This window comes from Croceivirga sp. ABH4_376, from assembly GCF_056160685.1.
Genome location: NZ_JBSWXQ010000003.1, coordinates 22667 through 39618, shown reverse-complemented (window position 1 = coordinate 39618; position 16952 = coordinate 22667). Strand labels below are relative to the sequence as shown.

Below are 16952 nucleotides of genomic sequence, written 5' to 3'. Positions count from 1 at the left end.
TAATGAAAAAGGGATTGTTAGACATATTAAAAGGTAAATTTTTGGTAAGTGGAGATGCTCCTAAGAATTGGCTTTTCTTGTTGTTTGCTTCCTTTTTGGCAGCAATTATGATTTCGAGTGGGCATCAGGCAGATAAAAAAGTGCACGAAATTTCTAGGTTAAATGAAGAGGTGCGTTCGTTGCGCTCAGAGTTTGTGGCTAACCGTAGAATGTTGCAAGAGTTGAAAATGGAATCCTTTTTAAAGGAAGAAGTGGCAAGTAGAGGGTTGAAACAGTCCTTAAATCCGCCTCAAAAAATTATAGTAAAATCCAATAAATAATGGCCGTAAAGGAGAAAACCATAATGCATAGACTGTATTTGGTGGCAGCAGGGATGTTCTTGTTTGCCGTGGCCGTTGTATGGAAACTGGTAGATATACAAATGGTAAATGGTGATACCTACAAGGAAATGGCGCAAGCCAAAACCGAAAAAATGTTCACCATACAGCCCAACAGAGGTAATATTTATGCAGATGATGGTAGTTTGTTGGCGGCTTCTGTGGCTAAGTACGAAATTAGATTTGATACCAACACGGTAACAGAGAACGATTGGCAAGAAAATATTGGTCCGCTGTGTGATTCTTTAGGTGTGCTGTTCAATAAGCCGTCCTCTCATTACCGTCAAATGTTGAGAAAAGCAAGGGCTAATAAGAATGGTTATAAGTTAATTGCACGTAATGTCGGGTATTTAGATTATCAACGTCTTAGGGGTTTTCCGCTATTTAAGTTGGGTCCGCATAGGGGTGGTTTTATAGAAAAACATAGGGTGGTTAGGGAATATCCACTAGGGAAAATGGGAGCACGCAGTATTGGTTATGAGCGTGTAGATGATAAAGGCTATTATACTAGAGTTGGGTTAGATGGTGCTTTTGGTGCTACTTATTTAAGAGGTAGGGAAGGTAAGCGTTTAAAGCAGAAAAGTGCTGGAAGTCATTGGAAACCCGTTGGTTTTAATAATACCATAGAGCCGCAAGACGGTATGGATGTGGTAACTACCATAAACTCCAATATACAAGATATTGCACATCATGCTTTGCTTGGCCAGTTAGAGAAATATAAAGCAGATCACGGTTGTGTTGTGGTTATGGAGGTAGAAACTGGCGAGATAAAAGCCATTTCCAATCTTGGTAGAACCGAAGAGGGAAACTATTATGAGCGTTTAAATTATGCTGTTGGTGAGTCTCATGAACCTGGCTCTACCTTTAAGCTAATGTCTTTAGTGGCTGCCATGGAAGATAACATGGTAGATACCAATACGGTTGTAGATACGGAAAAAGGGCGTTATAAAGTTTATGATCGCGTTGTTCGTGATTCCAAATGGGGTGGTTACGGTAAGGTGTCGGTTGCAGATGCTTTTGCTGTTTCATCCAATACGGCCTTTGCTAAAATTATACATGAGAATTATAAGGAGAACCCAGAGAAGTTCGTAAATCGTCTTATGAATATGGGGCTTCATAAAAGTTTAGGACTTCCCATAATTGGAGAAGGTAGTCCGGTAATTCGCTACCCGGGTGATAAAGGTTGGTCTGGTATTTCTTTGGCTTGGATGTCTCATGGTTATGAGGTTTCCATGACGCCTTTGCAAACCTTAGCGTTTTATAATGCTATTGCTAATAATGGTGAGTTGGTAAAGCCAAGATTCATAAAGGAAGCTAGGATAGGTAATAGGGTGGTAAAAGCATTTGAAAAAGAGGTTTTGAATCCGTCTATTTGTTCAGATGCTACCGTAAAAAAGGCTCAACGTATTCTAAAAGATGTAGTGGAAAAGAAAAAGGGAACGGGGCATGGTTTGTATAGCCCTACTTTTTCAATGGCAGGCAAAACAGGTACGTGCCAAAAAAACTATGTGGCCAAAGACCCAGATAAATTAGCATATATATCTTCTTTTGTAGGTTATTTTCCTGCGGATAATCCAAAATATAGCTGCATCGTGGTAATTCATGAGCCAGATAAGAGTGTGGGTTATTATGGAGCAGATGTTTCTGGGCCGGTCTTTAAATCTTTGGCACAAAAAATATACACCAATTCACCGGTTATTGATAAGGTTGATCCGGCAAGTCCAAAAGAAGCGATTTTAGAAGAATCGTATAAAAACTATTATGCTTTATCACAAAAGGTAAAAACAGCAATTCCAAATCTTTCAGGAATGAGTGGTATGGATGCTGTATCCCTATTGGAGAATATGGGGGTAAAAGTACAAGTGAGAGGTAATGGTAAGGTTAAAAAGCAATCGGTAAAGGCGGGTACGGCCGTAAAAGAAGTTGAATATATAATACTGGAGCTTTCATGAAGTTGTTGAAGGATATATTATATGGAGTGGGGCTTAATGCCGTGAGCGGAGATACCAATGTCTTGGTGAATCAAGTACATTTTGATTCTAGGCAAATTGGTATGGACGATGTATTTGTTGCTATTAAAGGGCTGCAGGTAGATGGGCATCAATTTATTGCAAAGGCTATCAATGCTGGTGTTAAGGCAGTAGTCTGTGAGGTAATGCCAGAGATGGTAATAAATGGTATTACTTACATTCAAGTTAAAGACTCCCAACAGGCTTTGGCGGTTATGGCCGCTAATTTTTATGATAACCCTTCTAAAAACCTAAAGTTAGTAGGGATAACGGGTACCAATGGTAAAACTACTATTTCTACCTTATTATATAATCTATTTAAAAGTGCGGGTTTTAAAGTTGGTTTGATCTCTACTATTAAGATAATGGTAGATAATAAAGAATTTGCTACCACCCATACTACGCCAGATTCCCTAACCATTAACAAGCATTTGGATTTAATGAGCCAGGCTGGGGTTGAGTTCTGTTTTATGGAAGTGAGTAGTCACGGTTTGCATCAAAAAAGAGCGGAAGGACTTCATTTTCAAGGGGCGGTATTTACCAACTTAAGTCACGATCACCTAGATTATCACAAGACTTTTGCAGAATATAGGGATACTAAAAAGCTATTATTTGATGGATTAACAAAATCCGCATTTGCCTTAACTAATCTAGACGATAAGAATGGAGCTATTATGCTGCAGAATACCAAAGCTAAAAAACTTAGTTATTCCTTAAAGAGTATGACGGATTATAGGGGGCAAATCCTAGAACGTCAATTAGATGGGCAATTGTTAAAAGTAGATGATAGTGAGCTGTGGACCAAGTTGATAGGAGACTTTAATGCTTATAATATTTTGGCCATTTATGCGGTTGCGATAGAATTAGGTTTAGAACGCTTAGAGGTGCTTCGTTTAATTAGTGAACTGCAAACCGTAGATGGAAGGTTTCAATATTTTGTTTCAAAAAGTAAAATAACTGCTATTGTTGATTATGCCCATACGCCGGATGCGTTAAAAAACGTGTTGAACACTATAAACACTTTAAGGACTGGAAATGAAAAAGTCATCACCGTAGTGGGGTGTGGTGGTGATAGAGATAAGTCTAAGCGTCCGGTTATGGGTCATATCGCATCAGAAATGAGTCAACAAGCCATATTTACATCAGACAATCCAAGAACAGAATTACCCGCAACTATAATTCAAGAAATGGAAGCGGGAGTAGAGCCCCAAAATACGCGAAAGGTACTAGCTATTGAGAACAGGAAGCAAGCCATACGTACGGCTTGTAAACTGGCGGTTGCCAATGATATTATTTTGGTGGCCGGCAAAGGACATGAGACCTATCAAGAAACTAATGGTGTACGCACGGAGTTCGATGATTTTAAAGAATTAAAAATCGCATTAAAAGAAATAGAAGGCTAATGTTGTATTATTTGTTTCAATTTTTAGAAGAACAATACCAGATTCCTGGAGCTTCCTTATTTCAATTCCTCTCTTTTAGAGCTGGTTTTGCGGTAATCCTATCCTTGCTAATCGCCATGGTGTATGGTAAGCGTATAATCCTTTTTCTTCAGAAGCAACAAATAGGGGAAACCGTCCGTGATTTAGGTTTGCAAGGTCAAAAACAAAAGGCAGGCACGCCTACAATGGGGGGTATCATCATTATCTTGTCTACTTTGATTCCGGTACTACTGGTGTGCGATTTAAAGAATATCTATATCATCTTGCTTATTGTTACCATGGTATGGATGGGTATTATTGGTTTTGTAGACGATTACATAAAGATTTTCAAGAAAAACAAAGAAGGCTTAAAAGGAAGGTTCAAAGTAATTGGCCAAGTAGGTCTAGGTCTAGTTGTCGGTGCCGTGCTTTACTTTCATCCGCAAGTAACCATAAAGGAGAAAGATGGCTCCAGAATTACGGAAGATTTTAAGGTAGAACGTGTTTATGGTGAGGAACTAAATACCGTACGCACCAATATTCCATTTTTTAAGAACAATGAACTTAACTATGCAGATTTTATTTCTTGGATGGGAGATGGTATGGAAGCGTATGCATGGCTCATCTTTATTCCGGTAGTTATTTTAATTGTTACTGCGGTATCCAATGGTGCTAATTTAACCGATGGTATAGATGGTCTGGCCGCTGGGTCTTCTGCTATAATCGTATTAACCTTGGGCATTTTTGCTTGGGTTTCTGGTAATATTCTTTTTTCAGATTACTTAGATATTTTTTACATACCAAGGGTTGGTGAAACTGTAGTTTTTATAGCGGCCTTTGTGGGTGGTTTAATAGGCTTTTTGTGGTACAACACCTTTCCTGCACAAGTATTTATGGGAGATACCGGTAGCTTAACCATTGGTGGTGTAATTGCGGTAATAGCTATAATCGTTAGAAAAGAATTGTTGATTCCACTTTTGTGCGGAATCTTTTTTGCCGAGTCACTTTCTGTGATGATTCAGGTAGGATACTTTAAACATACTAAGAAAAAATATGGAGAAGGAAAACGGATTTTTCTCATGGCTCCTTTACACCATCATTACCAAAAGAAATTGTATCACGAAAGTAAGATTGTAACCCGCTTTTGGATTATTGGAATTCTTTTGGCCATAGTAAGTATTGTGACCTTAAAAATTAGATAAAGGTGAAAAGATTGGTGGTGCTTGGTGGTGGAGAAAGTGGTGTGGGAACCGCCATTTTGGCAAAACAAAAAGGATATGCGGTTTTTGTTTCTGATTATGGAAGCATTAAGCCAAACTATAAAAACGTTCTTGAACAGTTTGAAATTGAATGGGAAGAGCAAAAGCATACGGAATCTAAGATTCTAAATGCGGACGTGGTAATGAAAAGTCCTGGAATTCCAGATAAGGTACCATTGGTAAAGCAATTGGTGGCAAATGGCATTCCAGTAATATCGGAAATTGAATTTGCGACCAATTATACGGATGCAGAATTAATCGGTATTACCGGTAGCAATGGTAAAACAACCACTACCATGTTGGCTTATCATCTAATAAAAAACGGTGGTGTGCACGTGGGGATGGCCGGTAATATAGGCGATAGCTATGCTAAAATGGTAGCAGAGCAGCATTTTGATTGCTATGTTCTGGAAATAAGCAGCTTTCAGCTTGACGGTATCGTTGATTTTAAGCCAAACATTGCCATAATAACCAATATAACACCAGACCATTTAGATCGATATGATTACAAATTTGAAAATTATATCGCATCTAAATTCAGGATTGCAATGAATCAGACGGCCGAAGATTATTTAATCTATGATGCGGACGATCCTGTGATTACTGATTGGCTAACGCAAAACCCAGTTCAATCAAAACTATTGCCTTTTTCTTTGGAGCGAGAACTAGAAGAAGGGGCATATATAGACAACAACCTAATTAAAATAAACGTAGACACTAATTATTTGGAGATGAGTACAGATTTTTTAACGCTAGAAGGAAAGCACAATACAAAAAACGCAATGGCAGCCAGTATGGCCGCTATGTTGGTGCGAGTGAGGAAAGAAGCTATTAGGGATAGCATACAATCGTTTCAGGGAGCTCCCCATAGATTGGAAAAAGTGTTGAAAATTAACCATGTAGAATATATTAACGACTCTAAGGCAACTAATGTAAACGCTACTTACTACGCATTAGATGGTATAAAAAAACCTATAGTTTGGATAGTAGGTGGTACAGATAAGGGTAATGATTATACAGACCTTATGCCTTTGGTAAGGGAAAAGGTTAAAGCCATTATTTGCTTGGGAATGGATAATAGTAAGTTGGTTGCCACTTTTGGTAAGGTTGTAGAACCACTAGTTGAGACCTATTCTATGGAAGAAGCCGTGAAGATTGCTTACAAGGTTGCAGAACGTGGTGATGCTGTTTTATTGTCGCCAGCGTGTGCAAGTTTTGATTTGTTCAAAAACTATGAAGATCGCGGGGACCAATTTAAAGATGCGGTAAGAAATTTATAAAAATAAGGTAAATGAAAGCATTAATGAAAAACTTACGGGGAGATCGTGCCATATGGGGCATTGTTGCCTTGTTGGCTATTTTTTCATTTTTGCCGGTGTACAGTGCCAGTACCAATTTGGTTTACGTTAAAGATTCGGGTACGGCATTAGGGCATTTGGTAAAACATGGGGTGCTATTGTTTTTAGGCTTCATGATTATCTTTGCCGTACATCGCATTCCTGCGCATTACTTTAAAGGCCTGTCCTTAATTGGATTGCCCATTATTTTATGTTTATTGGGGTATACGCTAACCGTAGAAACCAATATTGGAGGGGTAAGCGCCAATAGGTGGATTACCATTCCGGTTGTAGGTATCCCTTTTCAAACGTCTACCCTGGCTTCTGTAGTTTTAATGATATGGGTTGCTAGGTATTTAAGTAAAATAAGAGATCGGCAGGTTACTTTTCAAGAAAGTATTTTGCCCTTGTGGTTGCCAATAGCCTTGGTGGTGGGGTTAATTTTACCCGCCAACTTTTCTACGGCGGCAATTGTAGGTGCATTGGCTTTTTTACTTTGCTTTTTAGGGGGTTACCCATTAAAGTACTTAACCGTTATGGTAATTACTGGCGGTTTAATGGCTAGTATGTTCTTATTTGTCTTATTTAAAGCTCCAGAAGTGTTACCAGACAGGGCTGGCACATGGAAATCAAGGATAGAGACTTTTTTAAATCCGGACGAAGCCTCTGCGGATGCCAATAGGCAGGTAAATTATGCAAAAATGGCGGTAGCACAGGGCGGTATTGTAGGTAAAGGAGCTGGTAAAAGCGTAATGAAGAACATTTTATCCCAAAGTACATCAGATTTCATTTTCGCAATTATAATAGAAGAATATGGCTTAATAGGAGGTCTGGGGTTGTTGTTTTTTTACTTGCTGCTCTTGTTTAGAATTGTGGTTGTGGCCAATAGTGCCGAAACCATCTTTACCAAGTTGTTGGTTATTGGGGTAGGTGTGCCTATTGTTTTTCAGGCGTTGATAAATATGGCGGTTGTGGTTCAGTTGTTTCCAACAACAGGTCAACCACTACCCTTGATCAGTATGGGTGGTACGTCTATATGGATGACGTGTTTGGCCATAGGTATAGTGTTGAGTGCGAGTAATAAAAAGACGGAAGAACCAGCAGAGGAAGTGGATGATATGAACCCTTTAGAAGTATTGAGTGGGCAAATATAAATTCATATTATCCGGAGGCGGTACAGGCGGTCATATTTATCCGGCCATATCCATTGCTAATGAGCTAAAACAACGCTATCCAAATGCGGAGTTTTTGTTTGTAGGTGCAAAGGATAAAATGGAAATGGAAAAAGTGCCAAATGCCGGTTATAAAATAGAAGGTTTGTGGATTAGTGGGTTGCAGCGTAAGCTAACGTTTAAAAATTTGCTATTTCCTATTAAAGTGATTAGTAGTTTGTTAAAGTCTAGGAACATTGTAAAGCAATTTAAACCGGATGTGGCCATTGGTACGGGAGGTTTTGCTAGTGGACCTTTGCTTAAAATGGCAGAACGGGCAGGTATTCCCTGCGTGCTTCAAGAGCAAAATTCTTTTGCAGGAATTACCAATAAACTTTTGGCAGCCAAAGCAGAGAAAATTTGTGTGGCCTATTCTGGTATGGAAAAGTTTTTTCCAAAAGACAAAATCGTAATAACGGGTAACCCTGTTCGTAAAGATTTGGTGGCTATTAAGCATGACACTAATGCCGTAAAGGCTGCTTATGGATTACAGGAAACCAAGCCTGTTGTTTTGGTTTTGGGCGGTAGTTTAGGAGCAAGACGAATAAATCAATTGATAGAGGCCGAGCTTTCGTTTTTTAGAGCCAACAATGCTCAGGTTTTTTGGCAGTGCGGTAAACTATATGAACAAGAGTATAAAAAATACAATAGCCAGGATGTAAAAGTACAGGCTTTTATAAATGAAATGGATAAGGCTTATGCCATGGCGGATATTATTATATCTAGGGCAGGTGCCGGTTCGGTTTCAGAATTATGTTTGGTAGGTAAGCCGGTTTTGTTTGTGCCTTCTCCAAATGTGGCAGAAGATCATCAGACTAAAAATGCGGAAGCATTGGTAAATAAGAACGCAGCATTAATGTTGAAAGAAACGGAGCTAGAGAGCCAGTTTGAGACGGTGTTCAAGGGTTTGTTAGATTCAAAAGAGCAGCAAGAAATACTCTCTAGAAATATAAAACAATTAGGGATGCCGCGTGCAACCACCGCAATTGTAGATGAAATAGAAAAATTATTAAAATGAATATGACGGACATACATAACGTATATTTTATCGGTATTGGAGGTATCGGTATGTCCGCATTGGCCAGATATTTTCAATTTATTGGAAAGCAAGTTGGGGGTTATGATAAGACTAGCACGCCTTTAACTGAAGAATTGGCAGCAAGTGGAATGGCCATTCACTATACGGATGATTTGACTTTGGTGCCTGAGTGTTTTAAAACAAAGGAGAATACTTTAGTAGTTTATACACCCGCTATTCCAAAGCATCATTCAGAATTGAATTATTTTATCGCCAACGAATTTAAGGTTCAAAAAAGAGCCCAAGTACTAGGTCTTATTACAAAAGGTACCTATTGCTTTGCAGTTGCTGGTACCCACGGTAAAACTACTACTAGCAGTATTCTGGCCCATTTGTTAAACGAAGTTAATGCGCCGTTTTCAGCATTTTTAGGGGGTATTTCAGAAGATTTTAATTCCAATTATGTTTGTAAGGGTCAAGAATTTACAGTTGTAGAGGCAGACGAGTATGACCGTTCTTTCTTGCATTTGCATCCTAATATGGCTTGTGTAACATCTATGGATGCCGATCATTTGGATATTTATGGGGACTCGGATAACTTAAAACAAACATTTGCCCAATTTGCGGGAATAGTTGCCAAAAATGGAAGTTTGCTAAAACCACAAGGCGTAGATTTAAAAGGTATTTCGTACGGAATTGAAGATGCTTCGGATTATGAGATAAATAATTTGGAAATTAAAGATGGCGCCTATCAATTCAATATTAAAACCCCAAAGGAAATTATCAGTTCGGTTTCGTTTTCAAAACCGGGCAGGCATAATCTAAATAATGCGCTGGCAGCTTTGGCCATGGCGGTAGAGGCTGGTTTTAATGCTAAAGAATTAGCAAAAGGCCTGGCTACGTTTAAAGGGGTACAAAGAAGGTTTTCATATCAAATTAAAACAAAGGATTTCTTTTTTATAGATGACTATGCGCATCATCCTACAGAAATAGAAGCAGTACACCAGGCGGTTAGGGAAATGCACCCTAATTTATTGGTAACCGTGGTTTTTCAACCGCACTTGTTTTCTAGAACACAAGACTTTATGGAAGGGTTTGCTTCAAGCTTGTCAAAATTTGACAGGGTGTTGTTGCTAGATATTTATCCTGCAAGAGAAGAACCTATTTCGGGGGTAGATTCTGGCGTGTTGTTAGAAAAAATTACCCAAGAAAATAAAAGCTTAATAGATAAAACAGATTTAATACAAGAGCTGCAGAACTTGGACCAAGGGGTTTTGTTAACGCTAGGAGCGGGTGATATAGGATTAGAGGTTGTAAAAATTAAAAAAGCACTACAACATGCGTATTAGTATGGCCTATATAAAATTGGGGTTCCTATTGCTTTTGGTAATAGGGTTATATGGTTTTGCCGGTGTTAGAAATGCTAAAAGGCCTATGGGGAACATCGCCATTAAATTTGTAGGTGATGAAAACTTGTATTTAACAGAAGAGGCGGTTAATAAATTGTTAATACAAAAATTGGGGCCCTTGGAAAATAGGGCAAAAGATGCGGTAGTTTTGGATTCCATAGAGAAGATCGTGCAATCTAGTCCTATGGTAAAAACCGCCCAGGTTTACCGAACGGTAGACGGTAAACTTATTTCCAAGATAATACAGCGAAAACCAATAGGCAGGATTGAAGGAAATTCCAGATTTTATTTGGATACCGAGGGCAAGCGTATGCCCTTGTCCAGATATCATTCTGCAAGAGTGCCTATAATATCTGGAAAAATAACCGAGAAAACATTGGAAGATGCCTATGTTATTCTTGAGTATATAAGCCAAGATGATTTTTTAAGGAAAAATGTTATTGGCATACATATTAAAGACGAAGATGCATACTTACTTAAGTTAAGGGTAGAAGAGTTTGTAGTGAATTTAGGAAGCGTGGATAACCTTGACGAAAAGTTTAAAAAGTTTATGGCTTTTTATGTTAAAGCGGCCAAAGATAATAGCTTAGGCACGTATGCGGAAGTGAGTTTAAAATTTGATAATCAAGTGGTTTGCACCAAAATATAAGTTATGGGACAAGGTAAATATTCTGTTGGTTTGGACATTGGTACTACCAAAATCGTGGCAATGATTGGTAGGGAAAATGAATACGGCAAAATCGAGATTTTAGGTTCGGGTAAATCTAAAAGTCTGGGTGTGCACAGAGGCGTGGTAAATAACATTACCCAAACCATTGCCTCTATACAACAAGCAGTAGAACAGGCAGAGCTAAATTCTGGTCTAAAGATAGGGTCTGTGGTAGTTGGTATTGCAGGGCAACACATTAGAAGTTTACAGCATAGCGATTACATAACCCGTAATAATGCAGAAGAGGTTATAGATGAAGATGATTTGGATATGTTGTGTAACCAAGTCTACAAACTGGTTATGTTACCAGGAGAAGAAATAATCCACGTATTGCCACAAGAATATAAGGTAGATGGCCAGTCCGAAATTAAGGAGCCAATGGGTATGTACGGGGGTAGGCTAGAAGCAAACTTCCATGTGGTAGTAGGTCAGGTCTCTTCCATTAAAAACATAGGTAGATGTATTAAAAGCGCTGGTCTTGATTTAGGAAATATTACCCTAGAGCCACTAGCATCTGCAGAAGCCGTTTTAAGTCAAGAAGAAAAGGAGGCAGGTGTTGCCTTAATTGATATAGGTGGTGGTACTACGGATTTAGCCATTTTTAAAGATGGAATTATTCGTCATACGGCGGTTATACCATTTGGTGGTAATGTAATTACGGAAGATATTAAAGAAGGCTGTTCTATTATAGAAAAGCAGGCCGAATTGTTGAAAATAAAATTCGGTTCCGCTTGGCCAGGAGAAAATAAGGATAATGAAATTGTATCCATTCCAGGTTTAAGGGGTAGGGAACCAAAAGAAATTACCCTCAAAAACCTATCTAAAATCATACATGCCCGTGTGGTAGAAATTATAGAGCAGGTATATGTAGAGATTAGAAATTATGGTCATGAGGATCAGAAAAAGAAACTAATTGCAGGTATTGTGCTTACAGGTGGTGGTAGCCAACTTAAGCATTTAAAGCAGTTGGTAGAGTATATAACAGGTATGGATACCCGTATTGGTTATCCTAACGAACATCTTGCAGGTGATTCTGATGAAAGTGTTGCTAGCCCGTTGTATGCAACTGCGGTTGGGCTATTAATGAACGCCTTAAAAACAGATAATAAAAACTATATAGAAGAAGATGCTGTAACGCAAGAACAGCAAGAAGATATGGGTGTGCCAGAAAAAGTTTTGGTTAGTGATACTGGAGAAGAGCAAGTAGCTACCCAGCAGCATACAAGCACCCAAACTAGAGAACGCAAGTCCATTTTTGATAAATGGTCAGAGAAGTTGAAAGATTTTTTAGATAACGCAGAATAACACCCCCAAGAAAAATAAACAACATGAGTAATAGCAACGAGATGGATAATATTGCCTTTGATATGCCCAAGCATAAAAGCAACGTTATTAAGGTCATTGGAGTTGGTGGTGGCGGTAGCAACGCCATAAATCACATGTTCCAGGCTGGTATTAACGGAGTAGATTTTGTAATCTGTAACACAGATTCACAAGCTTTGGAAAATAGTGCTGTACCCAATAAAATACAATTAGGGGTCTCCTTAACAGAGGGTCTAGGTGCAGGTGCTAATCCAGAAATTGGGGAGCAAGCGGCCTTAGAGAGCATGGAAGAATTAAAAAGCATGTTGGAGAGTACAACCAAAATGGTTTTTATTACTGCTGGTATGGGTGGTGGTACGGGAACGGGAGCCGCTCCTGTAATTGCTAAAATTGCCAGAGAGTTAGATGTGCTTACCGTTGGTATTGTAACCATTCCTTTTCAATTTGAAGGGGCAATGCGAAACAAGCAAGCACAACTTGGAATAGAAAAATTGCGTGCCAACGTTGATTCCTTGATTGTTATAAACAACAATAAGCTAAGGGAGGTTTACGGTAATCTTGGGTTTAAGGCCGGCTTTTCAAAAGCAGATGAAGTATTAGCTACCGCGGCTAGGGGTATTGCAGAAGTTATTACCCACCACTATACACAGAATATTGACCTTAGGGATGCCAAGACCGTACTTTCTAATAGTGGTACGGCTATTATGGGTTCTGCTATGGCTTCTGGTTCTGGTAGGGCAAATGAGGCTATAATGAAAGCATTGGATTCTCCTTTGCTAAACGATAATAAGATTAGGGGAGCCAAAAACGTACTGTTGCTTATCGTTTCTGGTGCTCAAGAAATTACAATTGATGAAATTGGAGAAATCAATGACCACATTCAGATAGAGGCAGGCCATGGTGCCAATATAATTATGGGTGTTGGTGAAGACGAAAATCTAGGAGATGCTATTGCCGTAACTGTAATAGCAACAGGTTTTGCCGTTGATCAACAAGACGAAATTGTTAATACGGAAACAAAAAAAATTATCCACACTTTAGAGGATGAACAAAAAGCTGTTCAAAATTTGGGAGGTAGTGGACCCGTAAAGAGATTTACGTTAGAAGAACCTTTAGAGGAGCCAGTGAAGCCTAAACCGATTCAGGAAAAAAGGCAACAATTGGAGCAAGTGGTAAAGCATAATTTAGAAGAGCCAAAGGCACCAGCTCCAGAATCTGATTTAATACCAACTACAAATTTCATAAGAAACTTTAATATTTTTTATGAGGAGGTAGTTGCAGAGCCGGTAAAACAAACAGTTGCAAGCACTTCTGATGACGATTTTATAATCATAGAGGCTAAGGATGTATTGGCAGAGATAGATGTTATAGATGCTGAATTGGTTGCCTCTAATAAACAAGAAGAAGAGCAATTTACCCTTTCTTTTGATATGCCTTTAAACGACACCAAAAAGGAAGAGGAAGAAACAGCGAATACCATTGTTTTTGATTTGAATGACGAGATCAAAGACATGGAGGTGGAGGAGTATGTAGAGGTAAGTCCGGTTTTGGAATACAATAAAAAGGAAGAAACCAGGTATGACTTGCAAGAATACATGGAGTTGGAAACTAAATTAACCGGAGCCCAAAGCAAAGCAGAAACTCACGATCCAGTTATTGTAGAAGATGAGTTGGTATTTGAAAAGAAAACGGTTAAGCCTACGCCAGAACCTAATTCTGGTGGTGCAGAAGAACCAAAGGGAGAATTAGATCCAATGAACAGTTCTATTAGCGATATGTTAAAAGACCGTGCAGAAGAACGTAAAAGAAAATTAAAAAGCTTTAACCATAAATTTAAGAACAGCCGTTCTAGTTTGGATGAGTATGAGAAAGTACCTGCCTATAAAAGACAAGGTATAGAATTCGAAGAAGGTCCAAAAGAGCAGAAAGTTTCAAGAATGAGTTTGGGAGAAGATAGCAATGATGAAATTCAATTAAGAAGTAATAATTCTTTCTTGCACGATAATGTAGATTAACACCTATCACTTTACTAAGTATGAACCCGAAAATTCCATAATTTTCGGGTTTATTTTTTATCTTCGCAGGCCTAAAACTACCAAGATATGGGATTACAAGAAAACGTAATGACAGAGATGAAAGCAGCAATGAAAGCTAAAGACACGGTTGCTTTGGAAGCCTTGCGCGCTATAAAATCTGCTATATTATTGGCAAAAACGGATAAAGGAGCCGGTGCGGAATTATCTGAAGAAGAAGAGATTAAACTAGTTCAAAAGTTGGTAAAACAAAGAAAGGATAGTGCCGCTATTTTTTTAGAACAGGGAAGAGAAGATCTGGCAGAGCCAGAATTGGCCCAGGTAGCAGTGATTGAAAAGTTTTTACCAGAACAATTATCAGAAGAGGAGATAGAAAGCGTAGTGGTACAAACCATAGATGCTGTTGGTGCAACGGGTATGAAAGATATGGGAAAAGTAATGGGTATGGTATCCAAAGAGCTTGCAGGGCAAGCAGACGGAAAAACCATTTCTAGTATTGTAAAAGCAAAATTAAGCGAATAAAAAATCAAGGGGCCCAGTAGTTCAACTGGATAGAATATCAGATTTCGGCTCTGAGGGTTGGGGGTTCGAATCCTCCCTGGGTCACAACCAAATACTTCGAAAAGAAAAAACGCCAAGCTCGCTTGGCGTTTTTTTATTCCATCAATTTAAAGCATAATAAAAGGGATGCTAATCTGCAGTGTCGGTTAACGGTCTATAGATTTTTCTTTACCCATAAAGACTTGTAATTGTTTAAATGTAGGGTATCCTTCGCTATCACCCTTTACCAAAGTGGCCATGGCCCCAACACCGTTTGCAAAATCGCCAGCTTCTTGTATGGAATACCCTTTTAATCTAGAACTTAGAAAGCCGGCAGCAAAGCCGTCACCTGCGCCAACGGTATCTTCCGTGCGGTCTACAACGTATCCCGGTATAAATTCTTTGGTAGTGCCATTAGAAACCATACAACCTTCCTTACCCATTTTTAATGCAATTTCCTGGGCACCCAATTTATGAAAAGCGGTTATTATTTCTTCGGGTTTGTTTAAACCTAGTAACAATTCAGATTCATCAATACCGGGAAACAAGATATCTGCAAGACTACAGAACTCTAAAAGCGTCTCTTTTGCTTCTTCTAACGACCATAGTTTTAATCTAATATTTGGGTCAAAAGAGATTTTTACCCCAGCTTCCTTTGCAGCTTTTATTGCAGTTAAGGCCGTTTCTTTTGCAGATTCGCTAATGGCAGGTGTAATGCCGGTAATATGTAAAATTTTAGCGGTTTTAATATAATCTAAGTCTAGGTCTTCTGGCTTAAAATAACTTGCGGCACTATTTTTTCTGTAGTAGTAGACATTAGGATTTACATGGGCAAAAAGCTCTTTAAATAGTAATCCCGTATTGTGTTTGGAATCTTTAATAAGTCTAGAAACGTCTACCCCTTCTCCCCGAACTATAAATTCTAGATACCTACCAAATTCATCGTCTCCTACTTTACTGAACCAACCCACCTGGTGCCCTAGTCTACTAAGCGCTATGGCTACGTTAGATTCTGCCCCTGCAATGGCTTTTGTAAAAGTATGTATGTGTCTTAATGGACCTTTGGAGTCTGGGCTAAAAAGTACCATGGATTCTCCAAATGTTATCACATCTAATGGCGTGCTCATCTTTTGATTTTAGGTAGATAAAAATAAAAGATAAATTTTGTTTAATAGGCGGGTATACTTGTTTTATTGTGTTTTAAAAGCAAGTTATTTTGTTAGTTCCTAATTATGGATAAGGCAATTTAGTACGTGGGGATTGCTATCCGTGCTTTGTACTTTAAAGAAGAAATTAGTCCGCTTTTTTAAACTCAAGAATAGTTTCTCCTTTGGTGCTAAAAGTGAGTTTCAACGGAGCAACGGAAAATGAATCTATTTGCTTTAATCGATTTAAAAACTCTTTTTCTATGGATAATTCTTGATTACATGCCTTTTCCATGCTTATGAATTCTGAAAGGTAAATTTTCTGCCCCTCAAGCTTCACGTTACTATAATACTCATAACAGCCCGTTGTTCCCATTAATCGTTTCGTTTTAGTGTTTACCTCTAAAAAAGGCGCTTCTTTATTGATAAAAACGTCATTTGCGGCAACATTATTAATTCGCTCTAAGACCCAAATATCATGAATGCTAGCTGTTGTAGCGTCAGTTTTAATCGCTTTCTTTTTAGTGTCAATTTCCTTTTTTTGTGTTTTTTGGCTGGCTTTCTTGTCGGTTACATTGTCTCCTTTACAGGAAACCGCCGTGTAAACACAAAAAACTAGAAAAGCTTTTATGTAATTTTTCATGTTAATCTGTTTTATGAAATTTCATGAGTACTATATCATCCTTATATAACTCAAGTATAGCGTTTTCTGTTATGCTAAAAGCATTAACTTCTTTAATGGTTTTTAAAAATACCTGTTCGCCTTCTCCGCAGTAACGCATAGTAGTTGGGCCAGGTTGCCCAAAAGATATTTTTCCGTTTAATACTTCAATAGGCGCATTGTAACCATTACAACTATTAGAGCCCTTTACATGTTCTTTTTCTTTATCAAAATAGATTGATGGTTTTTTATCTGGGTAAAGCGCATTAAATGCAATTTTTGGACCTGTAATATATTCCAATTCCCATTTATGTTTATAGAGCATATCTTGGTTAATAGCTTTTGTGCTGGTACAGGACATACTAATAATCATTAAAATAAAAGATGCGAATTTTAAAATATTTATTTTACCCATTTAGCAAGTGGTTTATCCTAAAATAACTGAAAATGTTTATGAAATTGAAGTAATTAAGAAAACTATAGGACTATTCACCTTGAAC

General features: G+C 38.3%; 15 protein-coding genes and 1 tRNA gene. 13 read left to right on the top strand and 3 right to left on the bottom strand.

What is annotated here, in order from left to right:
* Positions 1-2 precede the first annotated feature (2 nt).
* The 13 genes from ACXAGS_RS08650 to ACXAGS_RS08590 all read left to right on the top strand — a co-directional run bounded on the left by ACXAGS_RS08650 (position 3) and on the right by ACXAGS_RS08590 (position 14712).
* Positions 3-320: an FtsL-like putative cell division protein gene (locus ACXAGS_RS08650; protein WP_474906160.1), complete on the top strand. Its 318-nt coding sequence runs from the start codon at positions 3-5 to the stop codon at positions 318-320.
* Positions 320-2329: a penicillin-binding protein gene (locus tag ACXAGS_RS08645; protein ID WP_474906159.1), complete on the top strand. Its 2010-nt coding sequence runs from the start codon at positions 320-322 to the stop codon at positions 2327-2329. The genes ACXAGS_RS08650 and ACXAGS_RS08645 overlap by 1 nt, the downstream gene beginning before the upstream one ends.
* A complete protein-coding gene (locus ACXAGS_RS08640) occupies positions 2326-3789 on the top strand; it encodes a UDP-N-acetylmuramoyl-L-alanyl-D-glutamate--2,6-diaminopimelate ligase (RefSeq protein WP_474906158.1) in 1464 nt (487 codons plus the stop codon). The genes ACXAGS_RS08645 and ACXAGS_RS08640 overlap by 4 nt, the downstream gene beginning before the upstream one ends.
* The gene (mraY, locus tag ACXAGS_RS08635) at positions 3789-5009 is read left to right on the top strand and encodes a phospho-N-acetylmuramoyl-pentapeptide-transferase (RefSeq protein ID WP_474906157.1); all 1221 of its coding nucleotides are present in this window, start codon (positions 3789-3791) and stop codon (positions 5007-5009) included. Before ACXAGS_RS08640 ends, mraY begins: the two co-directional genes overlap by 1 nt.
* A 2-nt stretch (positions 5010-5011) precedes the next feature.
* The gene (gene murD / locus ACXAGS_RS08630; protein WP_474906156.1) at positions 5012-6346 is read left to right on the top strand and encodes a UDP-N-acetylmuramoyl-L-alanine--D-glutamate ligase; all 1335 of its coding nucleotides are present in this window, start codon (positions 5012-5014) and stop codon (positions 6344-6346) included.
* Positions 6347-6357: 11 nt separating this feature from the next.
* Positions 6358-7557 (top strand): FtsW/RodA/SpoVE family cell cycle protein, encoded by a 1200-nt coding sequence (locus ACXAGS_RS08625; RefSeq protein WP_474906155.1) that lies wholly within the window; start codon positions 6358-6360, stop codon positions 7555-7557.
* Positions 7544-8632: an undecaprenyldiphospho-muramoylpentapeptide beta-N-acetylglucosaminyltransferase gene (murG, locus tag ACXAGS_RS08620; protein ID WP_474906154.1), complete on the top strand. Its 1089-nt coding sequence runs from the start codon at positions 7544-7546 to the stop codon at positions 8630-8632. Before ACXAGS_RS08625 ends, murG begins: the two co-directional genes overlap by 14 nt.
* Positions 8629-9981, top strand: a complete 1353-nt coding sequence (murC, locus tag ACXAGS_RS08615; RefSeq protein ID WP_474906153.1) for a UDP-N-acetylmuramate--L-alanine ligase — start codon at positions 8629-8631, stop codon at positions 9979-9981. Before murG ends, murC begins: the two co-directional genes overlap by 4 nt.
* Positions 9971-10690, top strand: a complete 720-nt coding sequence (locus tag ACXAGS_RS08610; protein ID WP_474906152.1) for a cell division protein FtsQ/DivIB — start codon at positions 9971-9973, stop codon at positions 10688-10690. Before murC ends, ACXAGS_RS08610 begins: the two co-directional genes overlap by 11 nt.
* Before the next feature lie 3 nt (positions 10691-10693).
* Positions 10694-12055 carry a cell division protein FtsA gene (gene ftsA, locus ACXAGS_RS08605; protein WP_474906151.1) on the top strand — a complete coding sequence of 454 codons (1362 nt, stop codon included), beginning with the start codon at positions 10694-10696 and terminating at the stop codon, positions 12053-12055.
* A 23-nt stretch (positions 12056-12078) separates the two neighbouring features.
* Positions 12079-14088, top strand: coding sequence for a cell division protein FtsZ (gene ftsZ, locus ACXAGS_RS08600; protein WP_474906150.1), 2010 nt, complete (start codon positions 12079-12081; stop codon positions 14086-14088).
* A gap of 87 nt (positions 14089-14175) precedes the next feature.
* Positions 14176-14628 carry a GatB/YqeY domain-containing protein gene (locus tag ACXAGS_RS08595; protein WP_474906149.1) on the top strand — a complete coding sequence of 151 codons (453 nt, stop codon included), beginning with the start codon at positions 14176-14178 and terminating at the stop codon, positions 14626-14628.
* Between the two features lie 10 nt (positions 14629-14638).
* Positions 14639-14712, top strand: a tRNA-Arg gene (locus ACXAGS_RS08590).
* Between the two features lie 101 nt (positions 14713-14813).
* Here ACXAGS_RS08590 and ACXAGS_RS08585 read toward each other — a convergent pair.
* The 3 genes from ACXAGS_RS08585 to ACXAGS_RS08575 form a co-directional block, all read right to left on the bottom strand.
* Positions 14814-15773, bottom strand: coding sequence for a sugar kinase (locus ACXAGS_RS08585; protein ID WP_474906148.1), 960 nt, complete (start codon positions 15771-15773; stop codon positions 14814-14816).
* Between the two features lie 166 nt (positions 15774-15939).
* Positions 15940-16434: an META domain-containing protein gene (locus ACXAGS_RS08580; protein ID WP_474906147.1), complete on the bottom strand. Its 495-nt coding sequence runs from the start codon at positions 16432-16434 to the stop codon at positions 15940-15942.
* A gap of 1 nt (position 16435) precedes the next feature.
* Entirely contained in the window at positions 16436-16867 is a 432-nt protein-coding gene (locus ACXAGS_RS08575; RefSeq protein ID WP_474906146.1) for an META domain-containing protein, read from the bottom strand.
* Between the last annotated feature and the right edge of the window lie 85 nt (positions 16868-16952).

Coding starts and splice junctions, on each gene's coding strand:
- ACXAGS_RS08650 (WP_474906160.1), top strand. CDS start 3: ATGAAAAAGGGATTGTTAGACATATTAAAAGGTAAATTTTTGGTAAGT.
- ACXAGS_RS08645 (WP_474906159.1), top strand. CDS start 320: ATGGCCGTAAAGGAGAAAACCATAATGCATAGACTGTATTTGGTGGCA.
- ACXAGS_RS08640 (WP_474906158.1), top strand. CDS start 2,326: ATGAAGTTGTTGAAGGATATATTATATGGAGTGGGGCTTAATGCCGTG.
- mraY (WP_474906157.1), top strand. CDS start 3,789: ATGTTGTATTATTTGTTTCAATTTTTAGAAGAACAATACCAGATTCCT.
- ACXAGS_RS08625 (WP_474906155.1), top strand. CDS start 6,358: ATGAAAGCATTAATGAAAAACTTACGGGGAGATCGTGCCATATGGGGC.
- murC (WP_474906153.1), top strand. CDS start 8,629: ATGAATATGACGGACATACATAACGTATATTTTATCGGTATTGGAGGT.
- ACXAGS_RS08610 (WP_474906152.1), top strand. CDS start 9,971: ATGCGTATTAGTATGGCCTATATAAAATTGGGGTTCCTATTGCTTTTG.
- ftsA (WP_474906151.1), top strand. CDS start 10,694: ATGGGACAAGGTAAATATTCTGTTGGTTTGGACATTGGTACTACCAAA.
- ftsZ (WP_474906150.1), top strand. CDS start 12,079: ATGAGTAATAGCAACGAGATGGATAATATTGCCTTTGATATGCCCAAG.
- ACXAGS_RS08595 (WP_474906149.1), top strand. CDS start 14,176: ATGGGATTACAAGAAAACGTAATGACAGAGATGAAAGCAGCAATGAAA.
- ACXAGS_RS08585 (WP_474906148.1), bottom strand. CDS start 15,773: ATGAGCACGCCATTAGATGTGATAACATTTGGAGAATCCATGGTACTT.
- ACXAGS_RS08580 (WP_474906147.1), bottom strand. CDS start 16,434: ATGAAAAATTACATAAAAGCTTTTCTAGTTTTTTGTGTTTACACGGCG.
- ACXAGS_RS08575 (WP_474906146.1), bottom strand. CDS start 16,867: ATGGGTAAAATAAATATTTTAAAATTCGCATCTTTTATTTTAATGATT.